26 protein-coding genes and 1 tRNA gene are annotated in these 23,965 nt (G+C 40.3%); 12 read left to right on the top strand and 15 right to left on the bottom strand.

What is annotated here, in order from left to right; translation table 11 throughout:
- Positions 1-5: 5 nt before the first annotated feature.
- The gene (gene priA, locus DDV96_RS12390; protein ID WP_116695080.1) at positions 6-2,456 is read left to right on the top strand and encodes a replication restart helicase PriA; all 2,451 of its coding nucleotides are present in this window, start codon (positions 6-8) and stop codon (positions 2,454-2,456) included.
- Here the strand turns inward: priA and DDV96_RS12385 are convergent.
- Positions 2,453-3,166, bottom strand: a complete 714-nt coding sequence (locus DDV96_RS12385) for a LytR/AlgR family response regulator transcription factor (RefSeq protein ID WP_116695105.1) — start codon at positions 3,164-3,166, stop codon at positions 2,453-2,455. The genes priA and DDV96_RS12385 overlap by 4 nt on opposite strands.
- Positions 3,167-3,401: 235 nt before the next feature.
- Here DDV96_RS12385 and rpsF point away from each other — a divergent pair, with 235 nt between their 5' ends.
- The 4 genes from rpsF to DDV96_RS12365 all read left to right on the top strand — a co-directional run bounded on the left by rpsF (position 3,402) and on the right by DDV96_RS12365 (position 5,288).
- Entirely contained in the window at positions 3,402-3,749 is a 348-nt protein-coding gene (gene rpsF / locus DDV96_RS12380) for a 30S ribosomal protein S6 (RefSeq protein ID WP_116695079.1), read from the top strand.
- Positions 3,750-3,752: 3 nt separating this feature from the next.
- A complete protein-coding gene (gene rpsR, locus DDV96_RS12375) occupies positions 3,753-4,049 on the top strand; it encodes a 30S ribosomal protein S18 (protein WP_116695078.1) in 297 nt (98 codons plus the stop codon).
- A gap of 15 nt (positions 4,050-4,064) precedes the next feature.
- Positions 4,065-4,520 (top strand): 50S ribosomal protein L9, encoded by a 456-nt coding sequence (rplI, locus tag DDV96_RS12370; protein ID WP_116695077.1) that lies wholly within the window; start codon positions 4,065-4,067, stop codon positions 4,518-4,520.
- Positions 4,521-4,808: 288 nt separating this feature from the next.
- Positions 4,809-5,288, top strand: coding sequence for a DUF6495 family protein (locus tag DDV96_RS12365; protein WP_116695076.1), 480 nt, complete (start codon positions 4,809-4,811; stop codon positions 5,286-5,288).
- A gap of 88 nt (positions 5,289-5,376) precedes the next feature.
- On the opposite strand, the gene DDV96_RS12360 is transcribed toward DDV96_RS12365, so the two are convergent.
- Positions 5,377-6,618: an ABC transporter permease gene (locus DDV96_RS12360; RefSeq protein ID WP_116695075.1), complete on the bottom strand. Its 1,242-nt coding sequence runs from the start codon at positions 6,616-6,618 to the stop codon at positions 5,377-5,379.
- Between the two features lie 353 nt (positions 6,619-6,971).
- Between DDV96_RS12360 and hisS the strand changes: the two genes are divergently transcribed.
- On the top strand, positions 6,972-8,594 hold the full coding sequence (gene hisS / locus DDV96_RS12355; protein WP_116695074.1) for a histidine--tRNA ligase: 1,623 nt from the start codon (positions 6,972-6,974) through the stop codon (positions 8,592-8,594).
- 1 nt (position 8,595) lies between these two features.
- Here hisS and DDV96_RS12350 read toward each other — a convergent pair whose 3' ends face one another.
- Positions 8,596-9,558 carry an endonuclease/exonuclease/phosphatase family protein gene (locus tag DDV96_RS12350; protein WP_116695073.1) on the bottom strand — a complete coding sequence of 321 codons (963 nt, stop codon included), beginning with the start codon at positions 9,556-9,558 and terminating at the stop codon, positions 8,596-8,598.
- 387 nt (positions 9,559-9,945) lie between these two features.
- Positions 9,946-10,605, bottom strand: a complete 660-nt coding sequence (locus tag DDV96_RS12345; RefSeq protein WP_116695072.1) for an HAD family hydrolase — start codon at positions 10,603-10,605, stop codon at positions 9,946-9,948.
- Between the two features lie 189 nt (positions 10,606-10,794).
- Here DDV96_RS12345 and DDV96_RS12340 point away from each other — a divergent pair, with 189 nt between their 5' ends.
- A complete protein-coding gene (locus DDV96_RS12340; protein ID WP_116695071.1) occupies positions 10,795-11,244 on the top strand; it encodes a Na(+)-translocating NADH-quinone reductase subunit F in 450 nt (149 codons plus the stop codon).
- A 43-nt stretch (positions 11,245-11,287) separates the two neighbouring features.
- Here DDV96_RS12340 and DDV96_RS12335 read toward each other — a convergent pair whose 3' ends face one another.
- The gene (locus DDV96_RS12335; protein ID WP_116695070.1) at positions 11,288-12,037 is read right to left on the bottom strand and encodes a hypothetical protein; all 750 of its coding nucleotides are present in this window, start codon (positions 12,035-12,037) and stop codon (positions 11,288-11,290) included.
- A 54-nt stretch (positions 12,038-12,091) separates the two neighbouring features.
- Positions 12,092-12,165: transfer RNA gene (locus DDV96_RS12330), tRNA-Met, on the bottom strand.
- A 385-nt stretch (positions 12,166-12,550) separates the two neighbouring features.
- Between DDV96_RS12330 and DDV96_RS12325 the strand changes: the two genes are divergently transcribed.
- Both DDV96_RS12325 and DDV96_RS12320 read left to right on the top strand, forming a co-directional pair.
- Positions 12,551-12,937, top strand: a complete 387-nt coding sequence (locus DDV96_RS12325) for an START-like domain-containing protein (RefSeq protein ID WP_116695069.1) — start codon at positions 12,551-12,553, stop codon at positions 12,935-12,937.
- A 73-nt stretch (positions 12,938-13,010) separates the two neighbouring features.
- Complete coding sequence (locus DDV96_RS12320) at positions 13,011-13,853, top strand: aminotransferase class IV (protein ID WP_116695068.1); 843 nt, start codon at positions 13,011-13,013, stop codon at positions 13,851-13,853.
- On the opposite strand, the gene DDV96_RS12315 is transcribed toward DDV96_RS12320, so the two are convergent.
- The 5 genes from DDV96_RS12315 to DDV96_RS12295 all read right to left on the bottom strand — a co-directional run bounded on the left by DDV96_RS12315 (position 13,850) and on the right by DDV96_RS12295 (position 18,390).
- A complete protein-coding gene (locus DDV96_RS12315) occupies positions 13,850-14,410 on the bottom strand; it encodes a YqgE/AlgH family protein (RefSeq protein WP_116695067.1) in 561 nt (186 codons plus the stop codon). The genes DDV96_RS12320 and DDV96_RS12315 overlap by 4 nt on opposite strands.
- Positions 14,411-14,544: 134 nt before the next feature.
- Positions 14,545-14,817: an HU family DNA-binding protein gene (locus DDV96_RS12310; protein WP_116695066.1), complete on the bottom strand. Its 273-nt coding sequence runs from the start codon at positions 14,815-14,817 to the stop codon at positions 14,545-14,547.
- A gap of 185 nt (positions 14,818-15,002) precedes the next feature.
- On the bottom strand, positions 15,003-15,950 hold the full coding sequence (gene fmt, locus DDV96_RS12305; protein WP_116695065.1) for a methionyl-tRNA formyltransferase: 948 nt from the start codon (positions 15,948-15,950) through the stop codon (positions 15,003-15,005).
- Complete coding sequence (locus DDV96_RS12300) at positions 15,950-17,848, bottom strand: RecQ family ATP-dependent DNA helicase (RefSeq protein ID WP_116695064.1); 1,899 nt, start codon at positions 17,846-17,848, stop codon at positions 15,950-15,952. Before DDV96_RS12300 ends, fmt begins: the two co-directional genes overlap by 1 nt.
- Positions 17,845-18,390, bottom strand: a complete 546-nt coding sequence (locus tag DDV96_RS12295) for an AAA family ATPase (RefSeq protein WP_116695063.1) — start codon at positions 18,388-18,390, stop codon at positions 17,845-17,847. Before DDV96_RS12295 ends, DDV96_RS12300 begins: the two co-directional genes overlap by 4 nt.
- 83 nt (positions 18,391-18,473) lie before the next feature.
- Between DDV96_RS12295 and DDV96_RS12290 the strand changes: the two genes are divergently transcribed.
- From DDV96_RS12290 to murA, 3 genes are read left to right on the top strand one after another with little or no spacing between them, the layout of a single operon-like run.
- Positions 18,474-18,764: a DUF493 family protein gene (locus DDV96_RS12290; RefSeq protein WP_116695062.1), complete on the top strand. Its 291-nt coding sequence runs from the start codon at positions 18,474-18,476 to the stop codon at positions 18,762-18,764.
- A gap of 58 nt (positions 18,765-18,822) precedes the next feature.
- Positions 18,823-19,446, top strand: coding sequence for a DUF4290 domain-containing protein (locus tag DDV96_RS12285; RefSeq protein WP_116695061.1), 624 nt, complete (start codon positions 18,823-18,825; stop codon positions 19,444-19,446).
- Positions 19,447-19,467: 21 nt separating this feature from the next.
- Positions 19,468-20,778 carry a UDP-N-acetylglucosamine 1-carboxyvinyltransferase gene (murA, locus tag DDV96_RS12280; RefSeq protein WP_116695060.1) on the top strand — a complete coding sequence of 437 codons (1,311 nt, stop codon included), beginning with the start codon at positions 19,468-19,470 and terminating at the stop codon, positions 20,776-20,778.
- A gap of 160 nt (positions 20,779-20,938) precedes the next feature.
- On the opposite strand, the gene DDV96_RS12275 is transcribed toward murA, so the two are convergent.
- The 4 genes from DDV96_RS12275 to DDV96_RS12260 form a co-directional block, all read right to left on the bottom strand.
- Positions 20,939-21,532 carry a hypothetical protein gene (locus DDV96_RS12275; protein ID WP_116695059.1) on the bottom strand — a complete coding sequence of 198 codons (594 nt, stop codon included), beginning with the start codon at positions 21,530-21,532 and terminating at the stop codon, positions 20,939-20,941.
- An 88-nt stretch (positions 21,533-21,620) separates the two neighbouring features.
- Positions 21,621-21,857: a (4Fe-4S)-binding protein gene (locus tag DDV96_RS12270; RefSeq protein ID WP_116695104.1), complete on the bottom strand. Its 237-nt coding sequence runs from the start codon at positions 21,855-21,857 to the stop codon at positions 21,621-21,623.
- A 106-nt stretch (positions 21,858-21,963) separates the two neighbouring features.
- Complete coding sequence (locus DDV96_RS12265; protein ID WP_116695058.1) at positions 21,964-23,268, bottom strand: cryptochrome/photolyase family protein; 1,305 nt, start codon at positions 23,266-23,268, stop codon at positions 21,964-21,966.
- Between the two features lies 1 nt (position 23,269).
- The gene (locus tag DDV96_RS12260; protein WP_116695057.1) at positions 23,270-23,965 is read right to left on the bottom strand and encodes an SDR family NAD(P)-dependent oxidoreductase; all 696 of its coding nucleotides are present in this window, start codon (positions 23,963-23,965) and stop codon (positions 23,270-23,272) included.

Here is a 23,965-nt window from a genome sequence, read left to right as displayed (position 1 = left end):
GCGCTTTGTTCTATATAGACGTCATTCTTCCCATTCCCTTAAAACAAAAGTTCACCTACAAGGTAAACAAAGATGAAGCCGCATTTCTTCAACAAGGGATGCGCGTGGCGGTTCCTTTTGGGAAATCAAAAGTGTTTACCGCCATTGTTTACCAAGTGCACCAAACACCACCTTCGGGGTATGAAACCAAGGACATTGACCATATTTTGGATGAGTCGCCCGTAATAACCGCTACTCAAATAAAACATTGGGAGTGGATGGCATCGTATTATATGTGCACTTTGGGCGAAGTGATCCGTGCCGCCTTGCCCAGTGCTTTTTTATTGGAAAGCGAAACCATTATTTCTTTGGCCAAAACCGATGTTTCTGAAGAAAAATTAACCGATGAGGAGTTTTTGATTTTTGAAGCCCTACAGCATCAGCCAACGCTGCACATAAACGACGTTCGCTCTGTGCTGGATAAAAAAAACGTGGTGGCCGTATTGGATAAGTTAATCGAAAAGAAAATAGTCCAGGTGCAAGAGGAAGTGTACGAGCAGTACAAACCCAAACTAAAGCGGTATGTAAAACTCGCTTCAAAATACGCTTCCGAAGCAGAGTTGAAACTCCTTTTGGAAGAAACGCTTTCCAACGCCCCAAAACAACGGGAAGTAGTAATGAACCTGTTTATGTTAACTGCCCAAAGCAACAAGCCCGTAAGCGTGAAACAGCTTCAGAAGCAGAGCGACACCTCTTTAAACGTGATAAAATCGCTGATCGATAAAGAAATATTGCAAGCATATTACATTAAAAAAGACCGGGTTCAGTACAGCGGTGAGGCAGCTTCAAATATCAAGAAACTGAACAAGGCTCAGGAAATTGCTTTTTCAGAAATAAAAGAAACGTTTAAAACCCAAGATATAACACTCTTGCACGGGGTTACGTCCAGCGGAAAAACAGAAATTTACGTCCGTCTTATTTCCGAATTGATCGAGAGCGGGAAACAAGTGCTGTACATGCTTCCTGAAATTGCCCTCACCACCCAATTGATTTCCAGGTTGCAACGTTATTTTGGCGCCAAGGTGGCGGTATACCATTCCAAATATTCGGTCAACGAACGGGTAGAAGTGTGGAACAATGTGCTGCAAGCTAAACCAAAGGCACAGATAGTCATTGGCGCGCGGTCTTCGTTGTTTTTACCTTTTAACAACTTGGGGCTGGTGTTGGTCGATGAAGAACACGAGCCCTCTTTTAAGCAATATAATCCGTCGCCACGCTACCACGGTCGTGATGCGGCAGTGGTTTTGGCCAAGTTGCATCACGCAAAAGTATTGATGGGCTCTGCCACACCTTCTTTGGAGAGCTATTATAATGCCACCAACGGTAAATATGGTTTGGTCAACTTGAAGACCCGATATGGCGATGTCCTGATGCCAGAAATTGAACTGGTCGATTTAAAAGAAAAGAACAAGAAAAAAAGGATGAAAGGGCATTTTAGCGATCGGCTCTTGGAAGAAATGAACGAAGTTTTAAAGTTGGGCGAGCAAGTGATCCTGTTTCAAAACCGAAGGGGATATTCGCCAATCGTGGAGTGCACCACCTGTGGCACATCGCCCCAATGCCCCAACTGCGACGTGAGCTTGACCTACCATCAATATAAAAACGAACTCCGTTGCCATTATTGCGGCTACCACATTGCCATGCAGTTGTCGTGCATGGCCTGCGGAAGCGAAACATTGGATACCAAAGGTTTTGGTACCCAGCAAGTTGAAACCGAATTGAAAGCGCTCTTTCCAGAGCACAAAATCGCCCGTATGGACCAAGATACCACGCGCAAAAAGCATGCGCACGCCAAACTGATCGATAAACTGGAGAACGAAGAAATAGATATTTTGGTAGGGACACAGATGCTGGCCAAGGGATTGGATTTCAGGAATATCAGTTTGGTAGGTGTTATGAATGCCGATAACCTTTTAAATTTTCCTGATTTCAGGGCGCATGAACGCAGTTTTCAGTTGTTGCAGCAAGTTTCAGGAAGGGCAGGCCGTACCAGCAAGCGCGGAAAAGTATTGATACAAACTTACAATCCCTACCATCAAATTTTACAACAGGTGAGCACCAATGATTATGATGGGATGTACAACCAGCAACTGGAAGATCGTTACCAATACAAATACCCACCTTATTACAGAACGATAAAAATTACCTGTAAGGATCGCAATTTGCAAAAAATGCTAAAAGCAGCCAAATGGTTTGGGCAGGCGTTGGAAAATAAATTGGGACCGCAGGTACTGGGCCCCGAGCAACCACCCATAGGCAGGATACGGAACCTTTATATAAGCAACATTTTAATCAAGATTCCGAAAAAACAGTCGCTGGAAAAAACCAAGCAGTACATTAACAGGGTAGCGCAGAGTTTTAATTCCATCAAGGAGTTTTCCAGTGTGAAATTAACGATAGACGTGGACAACCACTAAGATTTCATGGAAGCAGAAAGTGCTTCTACCAGATCGTTTTTGCGGTTACGGCTAAGCGGGAGTTGTTGGTTGTCCAACTCAATCACCTTACTGTTGTAACGTTCAATCTTTTCGAGGTTTACAATGTACGATTTGTGTATGCGCAAAAAACGGTCACTGGGAAGCAAGGCTTCAAAAGCCTTCATAGTAGAAAGTACCACCAAGGCATCGTGTTCGGTCACCAGTTTTACATAATCGCCAAGAGCTTCAATGTAACGCAATTCGTTAAGGAAGACTTTACGTTTTTTGAGGTTGCTTTTAACGAAGATGAAATCTTCATCATCAAACCCCTCGTCGTTTTTAAGTTTATAATTGGTAATTACCTTGTGCACAGCGTTTAAAAAGCGCTCTTTGGATATTGGTTTGCGCAGGTAATCTACGGCATCATAATCAAACGCTTTAAAGGCATACTTGGTTTTTCCGGTAACAAAAATAATTTGTGGTTTTTTGGTAAGGTCATCCAAGAGATCGAAACCAGAGAGAATGGGCATTTCAATATCAAGGAAGATAAGGTCGATATCGTTGTTTGCCAATCCCATTTTTGCTTCAATGGCGTTGTTGTATTCGGCAATAAGGTCCAGTGAGGGGTGGTTTTCTATCAATTTTACGATAGAAAGTCGTTGTAAGGTAGAGTCATCAACAATGACACATTTTAATATTGGTTTGTCCACGAGGCTAACAGTTAGATAGTTTGGTTCAACAATTATAATTAAAATATCGATGAAAGGCAAGTTTTTTTAACTTTTGTCGAAAAAAAATGGGTTTAGTCTTACAGTGTAAGAAATGTCTGATAAATGTTTTTTTGATTGTTTTAAAAATAGATTTGAAAATAATAAATAAAACAGTATTTTTGCACGCTCTTGGCAAGAAGCCAAAAGTTAAATTATTAATTTTAATCGATTTTTTATGAATCATTACGAAACTGTTTTCATCTTAAATCCCGTTTTATCTGAAGAACAGATAAAGGAAACAGTAAAGAAATACGAAGATATTCTTGTTTCTAAAGGTGCAAAGATGATATCCAAAGAAGATTGGGGGCTTAAAAAACTGGCCTACGCAATCCAACACAAAAAAAGTGGTTTTTACCATTTATTTGAATTCACTGCACCCGGCGATTCCATAAACACTATGGAAATCGAGTTTAGAAGGGACGAGCGTATTATGCGTTACCTTACTGTTAAGCTGGACAAGCACGCAATTGCCTGGGCAGAGAAAAGACGTAACCGAAACAACAAACAAAAAGCAAAAGCATAAGGTATGGCATCGATTCAAGAACAAGCAAAAGGAAAAAAAGATGGGGAAATCAGATACCTGACCCCGTTGAACATAGAAACCACAAAAGCGAAAAAGTACTGTCGTTTTCAACGATCTGGAATTAAGTACATCGATTACAAAGATCCAGACTTTTTAATGAGCTTCGTGAACGAGCAAGGTAAATTGTTGCCCCGCAGGTTAACAGGGACATCGTTAAAGTACCAGCGCAAAGTCGCCGTTGCCGTAAAAAGAGCGCGCCACTTAGCGTTGATGCCGTACGTAACCGATTTATACAAATAAAAACCAGATAGCAATATGGAACTTATATTAAAACAAGACGTAGAAAATCTGGGCTTTACAGATGATGTAGTGTCTGTAAAAAACGGATACGGTAGAAACTACCTAATTCCACGTGGGTATGCAACTTTAGCAACTCCATCTGCCAAGAAAGCACTAGAGGAAAAACTAAAACAGCAAGCCTACAAAGAGCGCAAAGTAATCGAGGAAGCTCAAGAAGAGGCTGACAAACTCAATAAAATCCTTGAGTTGAAAATCACCGCAAAAACCGGTGAAAAGGATAAGCTGTTTGGTTCAGTTACCAACGCAGACCTTGCTGATGCCTTGGAGAAAGAAGATGTAACCATCGATAAAAAATTCATTTCCATTACTGGGGGTGCCATTAAGCGCACTGGACAGTATGAAGCTACCATCCGTTTCCACAGAGATGTGATCGAAACTTTTACATTTGATGTAGTAGCGGAAAACCAGTAATCTTTTATACTGAAATAATATAGAAAAACCTTCTTCATGAAATTGAAGAAGGTTTTCTTTTAAGTTGAAATTTTAAATCGGGGGTTTCGATACAATTTCAATGTTTTCGCTTTACGAAAGCATTGTAATCACTCAACCACCTTTATTTTGGACTAAAAAGATGGTTGAGTAATTGTATTAAAGCCAGGCAATCACTAATTGTTGAGCAATATTAAAGGTTATTGAGTGATCCCGAAAGCGAAGCGCTTCGGGATTGTACCGAAATGACCGATTATAAACTATAATAACATGAAATACGCACGCCTTACGAAAGAGCAATTTGAAGAACTGCACACGGAGTTTATTAATTTTCTCGCAACGCAATCCATCACAGCTGACGAATGGGCCGACATTAAAGCCAACAAGCCCAACATAGCCGAAGAAGAATTGGACATCTTCAGTGATTTGGTATGGGAAGGGGTATTGCAAAAAGCCGAATATTTAGAAAATATGGCCCCGCAACAATTGTTTCTTTTTAAGATTGAAGCAGAGCAAATGAAGCTTATTTCGGTAAAAGTGATGGACAAAACCAAAGACATCACCACGGCCGATGGTTATGCGTGGCTTCAAAAAAACTTTATGACCGACGATGTGGAGTTTTATACCGCCAACAAGAAATTTTCCAATGATAGGAGCGGCGATATCTTTAAATTGATAGAACAAGGCGCCATTATCACAAAAGGGGAGCTGTACCGTTTTTTTGAAGATATTTTGAATAAGATTTCGTGATATTTTAGAAACTTAACTAAAAAACAAGGTGGCTGAGTGTTTCGAGAGACGAGAAACGTATCGAAGCCTCCGCCAACCACCAATTAATTTACTCGTACCGTAAACTCTCAATCGGATCCAGTTTCGCCGCTTTGGTTGCCGGATAGGATCCCGCGATAACCGCCACGATAAAAGTGATGATGGTCGCCCAGATCATCGCCGCCCACGGCAGGGAGAAGTCAAAATCGAAAGCTTTGGCGAAAATAAAACCGGTAAGGATACCCAAAACAATACCAAGGATACTCCCAAACTGTCCAATAACAATGGTTTCCATAAAAAACTGAGTCGATATGGTGGACCGTTTTGCCCCCAAGGCTTTTCGCACGCCAATTTCACGCGTCCGCTCGGTTACCGAAACTAACATAATGTTCATCAACGCAATGGAGGACCCTAAAATGGTAATGATGCTAATAATCCAAGCTGCAGTGGTCATATAAAGCCCTATTTCAGCAATTTGATTGATTAAGTCATCACTTCGCAGTATCCCAAAATTGTTTTCTTCCACAGGATTCAAACCCCTAATATTTCTGAAGGTAATAATCGCTTCATCTTGTGCGCCCTGCATAATTTCTTTGTCAGCTACCCGAACACTTATGGTGTAATTAATGTCGGGCTGCGTAAAAATACCGCGCGCCACCTGTATGGGAATCAATACTTTTAAATCCTGGTTGTTCCCAAAAGTAGAGCCTTTGGACTCCAAAACCCCAACGACCTTAAATTTAACGCCACGAATGCTAATGGTCTTGTTCAACGGATTTTCATTTTCGAATAAATTTTTCAGAAAATCGGATCCCAATAAACACACTTTATTATTGTTTTGGATATCGAAAAACGTAAAATTCCTGCCGCGTTCTATTTCGGTGCCCGTATTCAATAAATAATGTTCGTTAACGCCATATACCTGTACTTCAGGATCGGTTTTTTCGTTTTCGTACTTTACTTCGGCCGTCCCCGTTCCCCTAAACGAAATGGCCGTCTGCGTCATGGGGTAATTGTATTTGTCCTCAAATTCGCGCACATCGTTATAGCTAATAATGGGGTTAATCTTTTTACGTTCCCCACCGCGTTGGCTCTGTACTTGAAGTTCGTACCGCTGTACATTAAAGGTGTTGGCGCCCATGGACGCAAAATTGTCCGATATGGTATTCTCCAAAACCTTTACAGCACTAAGGATCCCCACCAACGCCCAAATACCAATGGCTATGATAACCACGGTAAGGATAGTTCGCAACAATTGGCTTTTAATGGAATCCAGCGCAATACGCACATTTTCGCGAAACAATGAAAACATAGATATAGATTAAGGTTACCCATTAGACTATTAACAGCCGTTAAAGTTACAAGTTAGCCAATAATTTAAGATATTTGCAGCGATGAAGTTGAAATTGAAGTTGAATTCGAATTCGAAACTGAAATTGAAGTATAAAAAAGAAATATAAAGGTGGCTGAGTGTTTTTCATTTTTTAAACAATACTCAGTTTAATGACCAATTGGACTTAAAACGAAAAATGCGGTGTACTGAGCGGAGCCGAAGTATATCGAAGCCACCGGCAATGAAATACGAACAACGATTTACAAACGATCATTGTATAATTTTCATTTAAAATCGTAAATCCTAAATCGGAAATATAAAAAATAATTCTCTTGAAAAAACCATCTATACCCAAAGGCACCCGCGATTTTTCGCCTACCGAAGTAGTAAAACGAAATTATATTGTCGATACCATAAAAGATTGTTTTAATACGTATGGTTTTCAACCTATTGAAACGCCGTCGTTTGAAAACAGCGAAACCTTGATGGGAAAATACGGCGATGAAGGCGACCGGTTGATTTTTAAAATATTAAATAGTGGTGATTTTATGCGCAAGACTGCTGCAGCTATTTTTTTATCGAATGAATTCCACCGAAATTTTCTTAATTTTTTATCCAAGTCTGTCAATAAAGAAGATTCGAAAAATTTGAATGAACTAAATTTATCGGAGTACTTTGCAACAAAAAAAGAAAGAAATTTTATAAAAAGACTGATTTTAGAAAACCAAACCTCTTATTTAAAACTATGCGAAGAGAATGAAACTAATGAAAATGTTGATGGTTTACAATATGCCTTACATATTGCGTTTATTAAGAAATTAAATGATGAAAATTTTATTGATACTACAAGATTGTCATCACAAATTTCAGAAAAAGCCCTTCGGTACGATCTTACCGTACCTTTTGCGCGCTATGTGGTGCAACACCAAAACGAAATAGATTTTCCGTTTAAACGCTATCAAATACAACCGGTTTGGCGGGCTGATCGACCCCAAAAAGGGCGGTTTAGGGAGTTTTTTCAATGTGATGCCGATGTGGTGGGAAGTAAATCACTTTGGCAAGAAGTAGAGTTTGTGCAATTGTACGATGCCGTTTTTAGTAAACTAAACTTGGAAAATGTCACCATAAAAATCAACAACCGGAAAGTGTTGAGCGGCATTGCCGAAGTAATTGGGGAGTCAGACAAATTGATTGATTTCACCGTTGCACTTGACAAACTCGATAAAATAGGGGAGGACGGTGTTAAAAAAGAAATGCGCGACAAAGGTATTTCTGAAGATGCCATTGAAAAACTACAACCGTTGTTTCAGGTAAGCGGGACTGCTTCGGAAAAATTGGAGTTGTTAAAAGAATTGTTGGCTTCTTCTGAAACAGGGATGGAGGGCGTAAACGAACTCGAATTTATAGTCCAAACCATAACAGCGTTAGAATTACAAACCGCAACACTGGAAATTGACGTAACCTTAGCCCGCGGACTAAACTATTACACCGGCGCCATTTTTGAAGTGGCTGCGCCAAAAGAAGTGAAAATGGGCAGCATTGGCGGCGGTGGCCGGTATGATGATTTGACCGGTATTTTTGGCCTCAAAAACATGAGCGGGGTAGGGATTTCTTTTGGTCTGGACCGAATTTACTTAGTATTGGAAGAGTTAGGGCTATTCCCTGAAACGGTTTCTGCTAACACCAAAGTATTGTTTATCAATTTTGGTGAAGAAGAAGCACTATATGCTATGAAAGCCATTTCAAAGCTTCGTAAAGAAGGTATTACTGCCGAATTATACCCAGATGCTACAAAAATGGGAAAACAAATGGGCTACGCCGATAAGCGCAACATACCCTATACGGTTTTAGCTGGCGGCAACGAAATGCAAGCTGAAACTTATACGTTAAAACACATGAAAAGTGGTGAGCAAGACTCTGTTTCATTCGCTGAGTTGCGGGCTAAGTTGTTATAGTTTACAACCTAAACTCCGCCCAAAGTGGGTAGTGATCCGAAAGCATAAAGGAAAGACGCTGTTTGGTCAAATCCCTATTGGTTAAAGCTGTGGACAGAAAATCAAAATGCCCGCCGGTTTTAAATTCTAAACTCAAATTGGGCACGTGTTGGTTGTTCATAAACCACGCGATTTGATCGTAGTATTTGGTTTCATTGAAAATGGAACGTGTAACTACTTCGTTTTGCAGAGCAGGAGGAACGTACAACCCTTCTTCTAAAAAGGTTTTGTTTAGTAAATCCCCTCGTTCATCAATATTAAAGTCGCCAAGGGTTATCAGGTTTTGATGATACGCATTTATATCGCCAGCCCAATCGGCCAGCCACTTGGCAATCCATTTAAGTTCGGCAATGCGATCGCTGGATTTTTTGCCGTATTTTATATGTAGTGTAACCAAAATAAACGTCTGGCCACACGATTTAAAACTAACGGCGTAAGGCGTACGCACAAATTGGTTTTCTAAAACGTGATTGTCAACTCCAGAAGACCATTCTTTCGGAACGACCAATTCGCAGGCCAATCCCGAAAGGTTGACCCTTCTAGTATCAAAAAGATACGCCATCCGTTCTCCGTTTCCAGCGCTTCCTTTGGTGACATCGGTTAAAATAAGGGACCAATGATCTCCCAGCAATTTCAAGGTATCGCGCAACGCCCGAATATTGCTTTTTACTTCTTGTATGGCGATCACATCGAACCGGCTTATAATTTCGGCAATGCAAACAATGCTTTGCAAGTCCCGTTTTGGCGAGTCGTCTTCCTGAGATTGCCACTTTCGGGTCAAGTTTCCAAAAGCCCTGATGTTCCAAGTGGCGATTAAAAGGTTTCTGTCCAATGCCTTTGCAGGTATTTTTGAGGATAGATCGGCTTGAAACAACTTTAGGTTTTCTGAAACCGAAGCAGGCATCGGGTCTAAAATAGAATCCATAACTTGAAGGTTTATTGTTATGGGGCGCTTTTAAAAGTACAAAAATTAATTTTAACCTTTACAGCATAAACCACCCTTGCACCTTAGGTGAAATAATATAAACTACATCGGGTAGCCGATTTGCAAAAGGTTAATTGGATGTTTAACTGGTCTTCAAACACTTCTTTCTTTTGCTTACCAACAGCCCATTTTTATAGGTAATAGGACTTTCTTTAATACGTCTTTTAAATTCCTTGTTTATTGCTATTGTCAGTAAATTCTATGTATCTTCGCCAAACAATCCATTGCCAAAGCTCTTTTATAGTATACTTTCAGCTCTTGATCGGACATCTTTTTAAATCGGTATAAATTTTCGGCTATTTCTTTAGCATCGCCTTAATATTAAAATCAGACAAAAAACCGCTTCGCCTTATCGTAGGAAATTGCTTCAAAATTGGAAACCACCACATCAGCTTTTGAATAATCCTGATTTTTGGAATGCAAACTGTCATAACCTACACAAAAAATACCGGCGGCTTTGGCAGCGGCAATCCCGTTGGTGGAGTCTTCGATGACCATGCATTTGTTTTTTTCCTGTCCGGCGGCTTCCGCAGCTTTAATGAAAATTTCCGGATGGGGTTTAGAAGCTTTTAAATCGGCGCCACTTAACTTTGCGGTGAAATATTGATCCAAATCAAACCGCTTAAAAATACGGTTGATGTTGGGCATGGAAGCTGAAGAGGCCAGCACCAAGGTGAGCCCATTAGTATAATACTCTTTGATTAATGGGAGCACACCCTCCAATAAATCCAAATCGTTATCGGTGGTGAAAAGGCGTTTAAAATGTTTGCGTTTGGTAGCCATTAAGGTTTCAGGCGCTTGCGTAAGTGCAAAATGGGAGCAGAGCTGTTTGCAAATGTTAATGGTAGATTGGCCTGTGAACGCTTCGTACATTTCTTCGGAAACATCAATATTAACGTCGTTAAACATCTTGAAATAGGCTTTTTTGTGCAAGGGTTCGGTATTGACGATCACCCCGTCCATATCGAACAAAACGGCTTGTAACATTTCGATTGTTTTTTTGCGAAGATAGGGGTTTAAAAAGAAGTAGGTTTTTCTGAAACTAAAAATTAGTGTTGTGTTTTTGGTTTTTGAAATAGTGCAAAAAAAGGAATTTGTAAAAATTTTCTAAAATGAACAGCTGGTATCTTTATATTTCAGTAAATTTAAGGGAAGTATAATGGAAACCAATGTAGTATGGATACTCCAAAACGACTGGAAAACGCCCTATCAAAACTCTATAAAGCGTTTAACGGAGATACGTTGAACCCCGAATGCTGTGTGCAATGCGCTGTGGGAAATATTTGCGACAATAAAGATAATTGGAAACATTTCAGTGATTTCCACGGTTCGTTGCAATTAAATTATGTGGGCTTGGTGCATCAACGGCTGGGCCGCACGATACAAGGATACACGCCCCAGCAATTATTGGAAATAGAAGCGGTTTTTTTAAAAAGCTGCGGATTTTCAATTCCATTGAACCGAAATGGTAAAAAACCTGTAAACCCTACTTCAAAAGAAACACTGTTCAAAGGTCTTTGTGCTGTTGTAGCGTATCTATGTGCTCTCGATGGCGTGGACAATGTGATGGATTATACGCGAATGTTTGAAACTGGAATTGAAAGATTACAGCTAGAATATAATTAAACCTTAATCCTTAACAGTCTTTCATAAAAAATACCCATAAGAATTAGTTGTAGGTGTATTCAGTTCTAAACTTTAACGTACCGTTGCGATAAACTTTTCGTTCTACCGGATAATTGTTTTCGTTGTAGTTGTACGTTAAGCTGTCGGTTGATTTAGTACCTTGCGTTAGATAATAGGAAACGATTTTTTTCTCATTGTTTTTAGACATGCCTGATGATTTTATAATCGCATCGATGCCAAGTGTATAACTTGGATTTTTTGCAGTGTCAAATTCATTTTTAATTCTAAGATTGTTGCAGTTGTCTTCTATGGTTTGATGGTTTCCGTTTATATAATTGATGTATTTAACAAAACAAGAAAAATTCTCGCCTTTTATCTCTTCTCTAGATATTAATACTTCGTCTGTATTATATTCATATTTAAAACATGTTGGATAGGAGTCATCATCGTCACTGTATAAGCTACTCGAAACGATTAAATCTCCTTGCTGGATAAACTCCCAATAACCACCATTTGAATATTCAACTTTTATAGCCTGGTCAGTATAGATGTAAGTGGAAACAAAAGTTCCATTTTCGGTTGTGTTTTCAACTTCTCTTAACTTGCCAGTATCGTAATAGGTGTATTCTGACAAGTGAACGACTTTTTCCGTACCATTTTCGATAGAAATCGTTTTTTCTTGAACCAACTTTAACCCAGTAGGTGTTTCGTTTATTTCTTCATGAGGTGAATCATCTTTGGAGCAGGAGGTAACAACAAGCAAGATTAGGCTTAAAACAACTATATTTTTCATTAATAATGGTTTTGGAAACAAAAAAGCCCTCCTTAAACTAAGGAAGGCTTGTTGTAGCGAGAAGGGGACTTGAACCCCTGACCTCCGGGTTATGAATCCGACGCTCTAACCACCTGAGCTACCTCGCCAAATTTGTTGATTCGTTGCACTTGCGCTATTTAAGCAAATGCGGGTGCAAAGATAGAAACAAATTAATGTGGTGCAAAAAAAAACAGTTTGTTTTTTGCATCAATTTTTGAAAAGAAAATATTTGGTCATTTTACCGTATTGCTCTTCAAAGAAATAAAAGTCATTTCATAATGATTGTTGTTAAGTGCTATTGATTTTTCTATTCTTCTGATTGTGAAAGACTAACTAAAGGTATTACTTTTTTTGATGTTTCGGCTTCTCAGGGTGGTTTCTGATATAATTTTAAGGCTTGCGAAATTGAACCCCAAAACAAAAAAATCGTTCCCCTTTCTTTTCAATACTGGATTTTAATCTATATATTGGGCTCTAACTAACAGAAAAACTATGGAAGACAAAATAAAATACGAGATGGAGTTCCCCATACAGGTGTCCCCATCGTTGCTGTACCAGTATATTTCCACGCCTTCGGGGATGAGCGAATGGTATGCCGATAACGTGAACTCCCGTGGCGAATATTTTACCTTTATCTGGGAGGGCAGTGAAGAAAAAGCCAAATTATTAGGCAAGAAAAGCGGAGAGCGCATCAAGTTCCGTTGGGTTGACGACGAAGACACCGATTACTATTTTGAACTGCGCATTCAAGTGGACGAAATTACCAAAGACGTTTCCTTGATGATCACCGATTATGCCGAAGAAGACGAGGTAGATGAAGGGAAAATGTTATGGGACAACATGGTTTCAGATTTAAAACAGGTATTGGGTTCTACCTAAGGAATCCTTCCTTTTTATAGTATATTTGCGCCGTATTATTTTGAAATGTTTCAAAGTAAAAACGGCTTTTTTCATGATCAATTTCAACGGAACACTGCAACAAACCAACACAGGGATATTGCCCGATAACCGCGGCCTCAACTATGGCGATGCTGTTTTTGAAACACTTCGCGTTTCTGGGGGCAAAATTTACTTTTGGGAAGATCATTATTTTCGATTAATGGCTTCTATGCGAATGTTGCGCATGGAAATCCCTATGAGTTTTACGCCAGAATATTTAGAAGAACAGGTTTTGGAAACCATTCGTGCCCAAGATGGTAACAATGGGGCTTTTCGGGCAAAGATATTGGTGTGGCGAAAAACCGGAGGAAAGTATTCCCCCACAACCAATGAGGTAGGTTTTTTAATTTCTTCGGAAGTTTTAGACACCCCATTTTATACCTTGAGCGATTCTTTTTATGAAATTGAATTGTTCAAAGACCATTATGCTTATTCTGGGATGCTTTCCACATTAAAAACCAATAACAAGATATTGAACGTTTTGGGAAGTGTCTATGCGCAAGAAAACAACTATGCCAATTGTTTGTTGCTGAATGAAAAAAAACAAGTGGTGGAGGCCCTGAACGGAAATATTTTTTTAGTGAACGATTATAAAATAAAAACACCTCCTATTCAAGATGGTTGTTTAAATGGCATCCTAAGAAAGCAGATCATTAAGATTTTGGGGCAGCTGCCCGATTATATTTTAGAAGAGGCATCGGTTTCCCCTTTTGAGCTCCAAAAAGCAGACGAGATTTTTATAACCAATGTCATTACAGGAATACAGCCTGTTTCAAAATACCGCAAAAAAGAATATAGAAATGATGTTGCCAAGGAATTGTTGGCAAAACTGAACGTAAAAGCGCGGTTGGCTTAGTTGTAAGTAGGGTTTTCGGGCGAATTGGACCAAATAAGGTAATCGCCACCAAACTCGATCATTTTTTCTTTCCAGAAATTGGCGTAAGGTTTACCAATGATTTCGTTTTTATACTCATTGGCTGCAACCACCCAACTGTTGAGCTGCAGTTCCTGCTCTAATTGCGTGCTTTCCCAACCCGAATAGCCTAAAAAGAACCGAATCTGTGAGTCGTCTATCTTTTCCTGAAGCAATAGATCCATCACCGAATTAAAATCACCGCCCCAATAAATACCGTTGGATATTTCAATACTGTTGGGAATCAATGCCGGGATGCGGTGAATAAAGTAGAGGTTATCCTGTTCAACTGGGCCACCATTGTAAACCGGGAGCTCTGAGCTCACTTCGGGAATAAAATCTTTTAAGGTATATTCAAGGGGTTTGTTGAGGATAAATCCAACGGATCCCTCATGGTTGTGTTCGGCCAACAAAACGACCGACCTGTTAAAAGAAACATCCCCAATAATAGAAGGTTCTGCTACTAATAATAATCCTTTGGATGGTTTAAGAGTAGTCATGCAGGAAATTTTGTAAAATAAATCTAAACATTAATTTTTGAATATCCAACTCATACGGATATTTATTGCATAGAAAAACCCATAAAAAAACCCCGCCAAAGGCAGGGTCTGTTTTAAAGTAGGCAATTTCTTGCTTAGTTTACAGCGCTCTGTAAATCTGATCCTGCTTTAAACTTAACTACGTTTTTAGCAGCGATTTTAATGGTTTTACCTGTTTGAGGGTTTCTACCTTCACGGGCAGCTCTTCTAGATACTGACCAAGAACCGAATCCTACTAACGATACTCTGTTTCCTTTTTTAAGTGCTCCCTCTACGTTTTCTAGGAAAGACTCCAATGCTTTTTTGGCAGCTGCTTTTGTAATTCCGGCATCTTCTGCCATTGCGTCGATTAAATCTGATTTGTTCATAGTTTAATTTTTAAAATTAAATTGTTGGTTAAACTTTATTTAAATGCTCTACAAATTTAAACGGATTATCGGTTCATGCAAGGAATGGCGTGCTAAATCGGGGTTTTTGTTAATAACTTTGGCAGTTTGTTAACAACCAAAGCCAATTTTCTGTTCATTTTAACAACATGAGCAATGACAAGGGCTTACACCAATTTTGCGTCTTTTGCAAAAGAAAAACCATTTAAGAGCGAGGCAATGTCCATTTTTCGTTTTCCCGGTAATTGCATGTCTTTAATATATATATACCCGTTTTTTGCGGCCACCCTCACGTGCTTTTTATCGGTGGTTATGGTACCGGGTTTCTCGTTGTGAGCAACACTTTCTTTACTTGCCGAATAAATTTTTGCTTTTAAGGTTTCACTATCATTCTTGAGTACGCTCCAAGCTACCGGATAAGGGGACAGCCCCCTTATAAAGGCATCGATCTGCTCTACGGTGTTGTTCCAGTTTATGCGGGTGTTTTCAGAAGTTAGCTTTGGGGCTTCTTGCAAGATACTGTCTTGGTTTTGTGCAATAGCAGTTGCTTGGCCCGCTTCAATTAAGGAAACGGTTTTCACAACCAGTTCGCTGCCAAGGGCCATTAAGGTATCGTGCAAGGTCCCGGCCGTTTCAATTTCCGAAATGGGAACCACTTCTTTTAAGATTACCGCCCCGGTATCTATTTTTTCATCGATGAAAAATGTGGTAACGCCCGTTTCTTTCTCCTGGTTCATAATGGCCCAGTTTATAGGCGCAGCACCACGGTAATGGGGCAGGAGGGAAGCATGTAGGTTGAACGTGCCGTATTCGGGCATATTCCAGACTACTTTGGGCAGCATACGGAAAGCCACAACAATCTGTAAATTGGCTTCCAAGGTTTTCAATTGGGTCAAAAACGCCTCCTCTTTTAGCTTTGTAGGTTGCAAAACGGGCAGGTTTTTTGACAGTGCAAATTCCTTTACGGCAGAAGGTTTCAATTTTCGTCCCCTGCCGGCAGGCCTATCGGGGGCTGTAACCACACCAACGATGTTTTTTCCCTCTTCCAGCAATTTTTTTAATACGCCAACGGCAAAATCGGGCGTGCCCATAAAAACAATGCGTAAATCTCTCATCAATGTAAGTAATATTGGTTTTTTGTATTCAGTTTTACCTTGCCGCTTTCTAAGAGCAAACGCAAGGCATAAATAAGCTTTTCGGTTGCAAAAGTACTTTTTTCCTTCAGTTCACGGGCATCCATATCTCGTTCTTCCAGCAATTGGAATATTTTTTCTGAAATATGCTCCATTTCACTTTTGCTCGCCGTATTTTTCTGGGAAGCGCACACCGAACAGATTCCGCAGGTTTTAGCTTCTACATCGCCAAAATAGGAAACCAACTGAACGCTACGGCATTCGCGGTCGTTTTCAATATACTGAACAACCGAAGCCACTTGTCTTTTTTTCTTCTCGTTCAGATTTTTCACCTCCTTGGCGATCACATTAATGGTTTTGTCGTCTTCCCGGGGTTTTAAAAAGGTGATCGTGGCATCGGTAATCTTTAAAAGCAATTCAATTACGCCATCGCGTTCCATTTTCTGCAATGCCGAAATAATTGCCGCAACCGATTGCCCGGTTTTTTTTGAAACCAGCTCTAAATTGATTCCCGTGGGCATTTCAAAAATCCCTCCGTACAGCCTAAGGATGGTTTTCCCTATAATGGAGGCAGTGGGATCGCCAGAAAAATATTTCAGTACTTTTTCCGAAGGCATTAAAAACTGCACGTTCGATTTTCGGCCAAACTCTTTTGAAAGTTGTATCACGGCCAACCTATCCAGAGTGTTTAAAGCGTTGAAAGCCAGCAAGGTGTTTAGTTGATAGGTGCTGCAAAATTCGGTAAAACTGAAACTGAACTGCTCAAACTCCCCTTCGCCATACGGTATTTGAAAGTAATTATTCAATTTCCGGTAAATGTTTTTCAGGTCCTTAGGCGTGGGAAGCGCTTTAATGAATTGTTTTTCAACCAATTGTTTGTCATACTCGTTATAAAGCACCACGGCTTGGGCATACTGGCCGTCGCGTCCAGCCCGACCGGCTTCCTGAAAATAACTTTCTAAACTCTCGGGTAGTTGGATGTGGATCACAAACCGCACATTGGGATGGTCGATGCCCATGCCAAAAGCATTGGTGGCCACCATCGTGGGAATGCTTCCGCTGCGCCATTGTTCCAAGCGGTCGTCTTTTTCTTTTTTTGAGATCCCACCGTGGTAAAATGTGCTTCGAAGCTCCAGTTTATTGAGATGGTTGCTGGTTTCAACTGCACTTTTCCTACTTCTTACATAGATTATAGCAGATCCGGTATTGGTTTTTAACAGTTGTTCTATATGGTAGAGCTTGTCATCAACTTGATGTACTTTGTAGGCTAAATTGGAACGCACAAACGAGTTTTTAAAAACAGCCGGCAGTTCTAAGTTCAATTCGTTGATGGTGTCTTCCAGTACCTCGGGTGTAGCCGTTGCCGTTAATGCAACAATGGGTGCCAAGGGCTTTAATTCCCTTAAAACGGTAATGTTTTTATAAGCTGGACGAAAATCGTTACCCCATTGCGAGATACAATGGGCCTCGTCCACGGCAATCAAGCTTACGTTAAGTTGTCTAATGGTGTTCTGCACGAGTTCTTGTTGCAAGCGTTCGGGCGAGAGGTATAAAAATTTATAGTTACCATACAAAATATTGTCCATACTGGTTTGCAAGGTTGAAAACGAGATCCCTCCTGAAATGTGCATGGCTTTGATACCTCGGTCTTTTAAAGCATTTACCTGGTCTGCCATCAACGCAATCAAAGGCGACACCACGATGCATGTCCCTTCTTTTATCAACGTTGGAATTTGAAAGCACATCGACTTCCCGCCACCGGTGGGCAAGAGGGCAACGGTGTCCCTATCGTTTAAAACCGAAGCGATAATTTCCTCCTGCATTGGTTTAAAGGAGGTAAAGCCCCAAAAGTTTTCCAGAATTTGCAGTGGTGTTTTCAACGGGCTTGTTTCAAATTATCAAGTATGTATGAAATCCGATCTTCTACAGTACCTACTGGAACCAATTGAACGTCATAACCATAGTTTTCATACCCCTTTAAAAGTGCAGTATGAATTTTCTCGGCTTCTTCAAAACTTTCGTAGCGTTCATTGTCTTGTTTGTATATGTTTTTCCAGGGAGGCAGTAAAAAAACACTATCGTATCTATGCTCTTCGCATTGGTTGGTAAAGCTTTCAGGATATGCAGTTTTGGCATAGTCCATGTAGGCAGTTACATCGGGCAAGCCCCGATCGTAGAACAAAAATGGTGCTTCGTATTGATTTGCGTCTTTAAATTGTTGCAACCGTCCTTCCAACAACCGTTTGCTGAACAATATAGGATCGGTCAAAAACAACTGTTCCACGCCTTTTTGCTGTGCTTGTTTTGTGATTTCCCTAGATACTTCTGGCAGGCAGTGGTATCCTTTTTTCTCGAGCGCATCGATCAAAGTGGTTTTTCCAGTGCCGGGACCTCCGGTGATTACAATTCGTTTTGTTTTCAAGCGGAATGGTTTTTGTGCAAAGTAAACAAATATTTATTGATACTGAAAGGTGTACCTTTGTACTCTTAACTAGAAATAACTCCATGAAAGAAAACAACAAGACCGAAGCGTTTTACAACCGGCTCCGCGAACAGCTGGAAGCCCATACTACTTGGCCTTCAGAATACCTCTATAAATTTATCGTTCCTTCCAGTTTGGAAAAAATAGCCGAGATTGAAGCCATTTTCGATGAAACAGGTGCCATGATCAACACCCGGGATTCTTCAAAAGGGAACTATACCAGTTTATCAATTAAGGTGACCATGGACTCACCCGATGCCGTAATTGAGAAATATTTGCAAGTTTCTGAAGTGGACGGCGTCATTTCACTATAATTTTAGTATTTTGCAGGCATAATTACTTCGAGAAGAACACTTCCTTAAAATTTTAATTTTGTTAGATAACATAGAATACAATACCGAACGCCCCCATTTAATCATACCAGAATATGGGCGCCACATTCAGAAAATGGTAGAACACGCCGTCTCTATCGAAGACCGCGAAGCACGAAATAAAAGCGCCAAGAGCATCATAGCTGTTATGGGAAATCTAAACCCGCATTTGCGCGACGTGCCCGATTTTCAACACAAACTCTGGGACCAGCTGATTATTATGTCCGATTTTAAATTGGATGTTGATTCGCCATTTCCAAAACCTTCCCGCGAAGAATTGGCAGAACCGCCACAGCCACTACCTTATCCGCAAAACCATCCTAAATACAGGTTCTACGGAAACAACATAAAACGTATGATCGATGTGGCCAACAGTTGGGAAGAAGGCGATAAAAAAGAAGGCTTGATCCTAACCATTGCCAACCATATGAAAAAATGCTTCCTTAATTGGAACAAAGACACAGTGGATGACGAGGTGATCTTTTCTCATTTGTACGAACTTTCAGGTGGAAAAATAAACCTTAAGAACAGTGATGAAGACCTTTCTGAAGCGAAAGACCTGATGAAGAACAAAAAGCGGTATAAAAAATCGCACAAGAACACGCGTGGCCGAAAACGAAATTAACCTACTTTCAACCAGCTTTTTATGGGAACTTTTCAAATTGAAGGCGGACATAAACTGAAAGGTGAAATCCGTCCGCAAGGTGCCAAAAACGAGGCCTTGCAAATACTTTGTGCCGTTTTGTTAACCCCCGAAGAGGTAGTGATCGATAACATTCCCGATATCCGGGACGTGAATAAATTGATCGGTATCCTTGGCAATTTGGGCGTAAAAATACAAAAGCACGGCAAGGGCAAGTATGCGTTTAGGGCAGACGACCTGAAGCTGGAGTACTTAGAATCAGAACTATTTAAAAAAGAAGGAAGCTCACTTCGCGGTTCCATAATGATCGTGGGGCCACTGTTGGCAAGGTTTGGCAAAGGATATATTCCGCGACCCGGCGGCGATAAAATTGGCCGCAGAAGGTTGGATACGCATTTTGAAGGTTTTATAAAATTAGGAGCAAAATTTCGGTACAACAAGGAGGAGCGCTTTTATGGGGTGGAAGCCCCAAACGGATTGAAGGGAACCTATATGTTGCTGGACCAAGCTTCGGTAACGGGTACCGCCAACATTGTCATGGCGGCCGTAATGGCCAAAGGCACGACAACGGTTTACAATGCAGCTTGTGAACCTTATTTACAGCAGCTTTGTAATATGCTGAACGCCATGGGCGCCAAAATTAGCGGCGTGGGCTCCAACCTGTTGACCATTGAAGGCGTGGAAAGCTTGGGAGGATGCCACCACCGCATCCTTCCCGATATGATTGAAATAGGAAGCTGGATTGGGCTTGCCGCTATGACGCAAAGCGAATTGACCATAAAAGACGTGAGTTGGAAAAACCTGGGATTGATTCCTGATACGTTTAGAAAGTTAGGCATCACCCTTGAAAAAAAGGGGGACGACATTTATATTCCCGCTCAAGAAGAATATGAAATTCAAGGCTATATAGACGGCTCTATTTTAACGGTGGCCGATGCTCCTTGGCCGGGTTTTACGCCTGATTTATTAAGTATTGTCCTCGTCGTGTGCACTCAGGCAAAAGGCAGTGTGCTCATACATCAAAAAATGTTTGAAAGCCGCTTGTTTTTTGTTGACAAGTTAATCGATATGGGGGCTAAAATTATATTGTGCGATCCACACCGTGCCACTGTTATTGGTCATAACTTTAAATCTACGCTTAAAGCGACGACCATGGTGTCGCCAGATATACGGGCCGGTATTTCACTATTGATTGCCGCGCTTTCGGCAAAAGGGGTTTCAACCATTCACAATATTGAACAGATAGACCGCGGGTATGAAAATATAGATGAACGCTTGCGAAAAATTGGCGCGAAGATTTCACGTATAGAATAACCGTTTTCGAATATATTACAAATTAAAAGAGACTTAAAAAAAGTGGTTTTAACTGCTGATTGAGGGCAGTCGCGAACCACAAGATTCTAATTATCAATGAGGTCTCGCCAGCGGTCGACCGGACAAAGTAATTTAATTTTACTTTTCAGACACGCTCATTTTATTTATTTCGGTTTTTGTTGATTTCATCCTGAAGTTTACGCCGTAATTTTTGTTCGCGCTCTAATGATTTTTGGCGGTTTGTTTCAAGTTCCATTTCGGTTTCGGCCAATTTTAATTGCGATGCTTTGGTTACTTTATGGCTGTTCTTAAATTTATAAAACAAAAAGCCCAAAACCACCAATAGCAATACGATTATAGACCACATGATGGTGTTATACGTAGATTTTTGGGTTAAGATGCCCAAAATTTCGATGCCGTTTTCTTTTTCCTTAGAGACAGCAAGGTTCTCTTTGGTGGTTTTTAATTTACCTGTTAACGAATCGATTGTTTTTGCTTTTTGGTCTATTTCAGATTGAGACGCTTCGATTTTTGATTCCAAAGCCGCAACCGAATCCAAAATGTTTTTTCGCAATTGATTGATCTTGTACTTTTTGATTACCTTGTATTCTTGGTAATTGTTCGATTCATCAACCACCTCTTTAAATTGCCCTTCTAAAGTATTGTCCTTAGCCTGGGATTGGGGATTTTCTTGGGCAAAAGAGAATACTGCACATAAAAACAAGGGGAGCAGTGCTGTTAATTTTTTCTTCATGATAACGTTGTTCGGTTTGTTTGTATTGTAACACCGCAAGAGTAGAAAAATTGTTTCAATTAACCCAAATTTTAGGCACAATTAAATTTTATTTAACAATGTGTTCTTTTTCGTTATAACAAAAGTTGAGCGCACCCGATGGACATTGGCGTATTTGTTTTATAACACGTTCGGTATCAGCGTTGTCCAAATTTATCCAAGGAATGACCGATGTTCGGAAAACATCAGACAACCCTTTGGCACATTTTTCGGCATGGATGCATTTTTTGGGATTGAACGTTACGGTTATTTCACCATTGGTAAATTCATTGGCTAGCGTTTCCATAAGCATTTAATTTGGGGTTAGGTAAACTCTATTAAGTTGAAATGTTCGATAAATATATAAAAAAATACGATAAAGCGCTTATTTTAAGAAAATTTATTGCTATTTTTTAAGAAACGGCTTTTTTGTAGGTACTTAAGGCACGTTCCCTCGCTTCTTTATGATCGACTATTTTTTCGGGATATTGGTCTGTTTCAAATTCTTCTATCCAATTTTTAATGTATTGCCGGTCTTTATCAAACTTTTCAATTTGCGTGGTAGGGTTGAATATCCTGAAATATGGGGCGGCATCCACACCGCTCCCAGCGGCCCATTGCCAGTTGCCAACGTTGCTGGAAAGCTCATAATCCAATAATTTTTCGGCAAAATAGGCTTCGCCCCAACGCCAATCGATCAATAGGTGTTTACATAAAAAGCTGGCCACAACCATGCGTACCCGATTGTGCATATAGCCGGTTTTATTAAGCTGCCGCATACCGGCATCGACCATTGGGTAACCGGTTTTGCCTTGCTTCCAACATTCGAATTCCTTTTTGTTGTTGCGCCATTCTACCCGGTCATATTTTTTTCTGAAAGCCGTATCAACCGTTTCAGGAAAGTGCCATAATATCTGCATAAAAAATTCCCGCCAAATTAATTCTTCCCAAAAGGTTTCATTTTTTTGGGCAATTGCTTTTTTCATCATTTTCCGTACGCTCACCGTGCCAAAACGAAGGTGGGGACCTAAATGTGAGGTGGCATTTTCTGCTGGAAAGTTCCGTTTTTTTTCATATTCTTGAATGGTGGTGGGCGTTACATCGTACTCAGGTATTTTAATAGACGATTTCTCAAAGCCCATATCGCTCAACTTCAAATTGGGCAAACGGGAATGTTGCACGAGATTCTTTAAATGTTCGTTGGTATAATGTATTTTCAGATGCTCGTCCGCATTAAACTGTTCTTTCCACTTGTTCATATAAGGCGTGTACACCACATAGGGATCGCCGTCATTTTTCACGATTTCATCTTTCTCAAAAACCACTTGGTCTTTAAAGGTATAAAAGCCGATATCTTTTTCAGAAAGGAATTCTTTTACTTCCGCATCACGTTTTTTGGCATACGGTTCGTAATCGTGATTGGTAATGACATTTTGAAGGTTGAATTTTGAAACTATTTCTTTAAAAACTGCTTTTGGTTTTCCGTGATACAGGGCAATGCTGCTGCCGTGTTCTTGAAGCTTATCACGCATCTTCTGAAGGGTTTCGTGAATAAACGTAACACGGGCGTCGTCTTGGGGCAATTCGTTTAAAATTTCGGTGTCAAAAATAAAGATAGGAAGTACCGGATGCTTACCGTGCAGTGCTTTGTAAAAGCCAATGTTGTCGTCCAACCTTAAATCTCTTCTAAACCAAAATATATTGACTGCTTTTTTCATATCACGATAGGTTGAGTGTTGAAAGTCCACCGTCCACGCCAATCACTTGGCCGGTAATCCAACTGGCATTGTCACCTAACAGAAAAGCGGCAGTGGCAGCGATATCTTCTACAGAACCAACACGTTTTAAGGGGTGGCGTTCTGCCATTTTTTCTTTTTTGGAATCGTTGCTAAGCAATTTTGAGGACAAAGGCGTATCTATTAAAGAAGGCGCGATAACATTGACCCTAAAGTTAGGGGCATATTCTGCTGCCAGTGCTTTTGCAAACCCTTCAATAGCACCTTTTGAAGCAGCTACACTGGTATGAAACGGCATCCCGGTATTTACGGCAACCGTGCTGAAAAACAGCAAGCTTGCCTGTTCGGCATTTTTTAAATTGGGCAACAGCGCTTTGACCACTTTTACCATGGACAGAAAATTGAGGTTAAAATCATCTTGAAAGCTTTCAGCACTCATCATTTTAAAAGGCTTTAAATTGATGCTGCCTGGACAGTAGATTAAATTGTGTATGGTGTCTGGCACGTCCAACTCGCTTATGTCGTTTTCCATGGCATCGAAAGTTAAATGATGGATGCCTTCCGGAAGGTCTTTCTTTGTCCTGGAAGCAACGTAAACGGTATTGTTCTCTTTGAGTTTATTGGCAATGGCGGCGCCAATTCCGTAGGAGCCCCCAATTAAAAGTATGTTTTTTTTCAT

This window comes from Marixanthomonas spongiae (genome assembly GCF_003095375.1).
Classification (GTDB): domain Bacteria; phylum Bacteroidota; class Bacteroidia; order Flavobacteriales; family Flavobacteriaceae; genus Marixanthomonas; species Marixanthomonas spongiae.
This window is presented reverse-complemented; position numbering and strand designations above follow the sequence as displayed.

Bases quoted from the DNA above. Each gene is read 5' to 3' on its own strand.
- DDV96_RS12335 (WP_116695070.1), bottom strand. From the start codon at position 12,037: ATGAAAAATATAGTTGTTTTAAGCCTAATCTTGCTTGTTGTTACCTCC.
- DDV96_RS12360 (WP_116695075.1), bottom strand. From the start codon at position 6,618: ATGTTTTCATTGTTTCGCGAAAATGTGCGTATTGCGCTGGATTCCATT.
- DDV96_RS12275 (WP_116695059.1), bottom strand. From the start codon at position 21,532: ATGAAGAAAAAATTAACAGCACTGCTCCCCTTGTTTTTATGTGCAGTA.
- DDV96_RS12265 (WP_116695058.1), bottom strand. From the start codon at position 23,268: ATGAAAAAAGCAGTCAATATATTTTGGTTTAGAAGAGATTTAAGGTTG.
- rplI (WP_116695077.1), top strand. From the start codon at position 4,065: ATGGAACTTATATTAAAACAAGACGTAGAAAATCTGGGCTTTACAGAT.
- DDV96_RS12260 (WP_116695057.1), bottom strand. From the start codon at position 23,965: ATGAAAAAAAACATACTTTTAATTGGGGGCTCCTACGGAATTGGCGCC.
- DDV96_RS12325 (WP_116695069.1), top strand. From the start codon at position 12,551: ATGGAAGACAAAATAAAATACGAGATGGAGTTCCCCATACAGGTGTCC.
- DDV96_RS12345 (WP_116695072.1), bottom strand. From the start codon at position 10,605: ATGTTACAAGCCGTTTTGTTCGATATGGACGGGGTGATCGTCAATACC.
- murA (WP_116695060.1), top strand. From the start codon at position 19,468: ATGGGAACTTTTCAAATTGAAGGCGGACATAAACTGAAAGGTGAAATC.
- DDV96_RS12350 (WP_116695073.1), bottom strand. From the start codon at position 9,558: ATGGATTCTATTTTAGACCCGATGCCTGCTTCGGTTTCAGAAAACCTA.
- fmt (WP_116695065.1), bottom strand. From the start codon at position 15,950: ATGAGAGATTTACGCATTGTTTTTATGGGCACGCCCGATTTTGCCGTT.
- DDV96_RS12365 (WP_116695076.1), top strand. From the start codon at position 4,809: ATGAAATACGCACGCCTTACGAAAGAGCAATTTGAAGAACTGCACACG.
- rpsR (WP_116695078.1), top strand. From the start codon at position 3,753: ATGGCATCGATTCAAGAACAAGCAAAAGGAAAAAAAGATGGGGAAATC.
- DDV96_RS12340 (WP_116695071.1), top strand. From the start codon at position 10,795: ATGGATACTCCAAAACGACTGGAAAACGCCCTATCAAAACTCTATAAA.
- DDV96_RS12310 (WP_116695066.1), bottom strand. From the start codon at position 14,817: ATGAACAAATCAGATTTAATCGACGCAATGGCAGAAGATGCCGGAATT.
- rpsF (WP_116695079.1), top strand. From the start codon at position 3,402: ATGAATCATTACGAAACTGTTTTCATCTTAAATCCCGTTTTATCTGAA.
- DDV96_RS12320 (WP_116695068.1), top strand. From the start codon at position 13,011: ATGATCAATTTCAACGGAACACTGCAACAAACCAACACAGGGATATTG.
- DDV96_RS12315 (WP_116695067.1), bottom strand. From the start codon at position 14,410: ATGACTACTCTTAAACCATCCAAAGGATTATTATTAGTAGCAGAACCT.
- DDV96_RS12270 (WP_116695104.1), bottom strand. From the start codon at position 21,857: ATGGAAACGCTAGCCAATGAATTTACCAATGGTGAAATAACCGTAACG.
- DDV96_RS12290 (WP_116695062.1), top strand. From the start codon at position 18,474: ATGAAAGAAAACAACAAGACCGAAGCGTTTTACAACCGGCTCCGCGAA.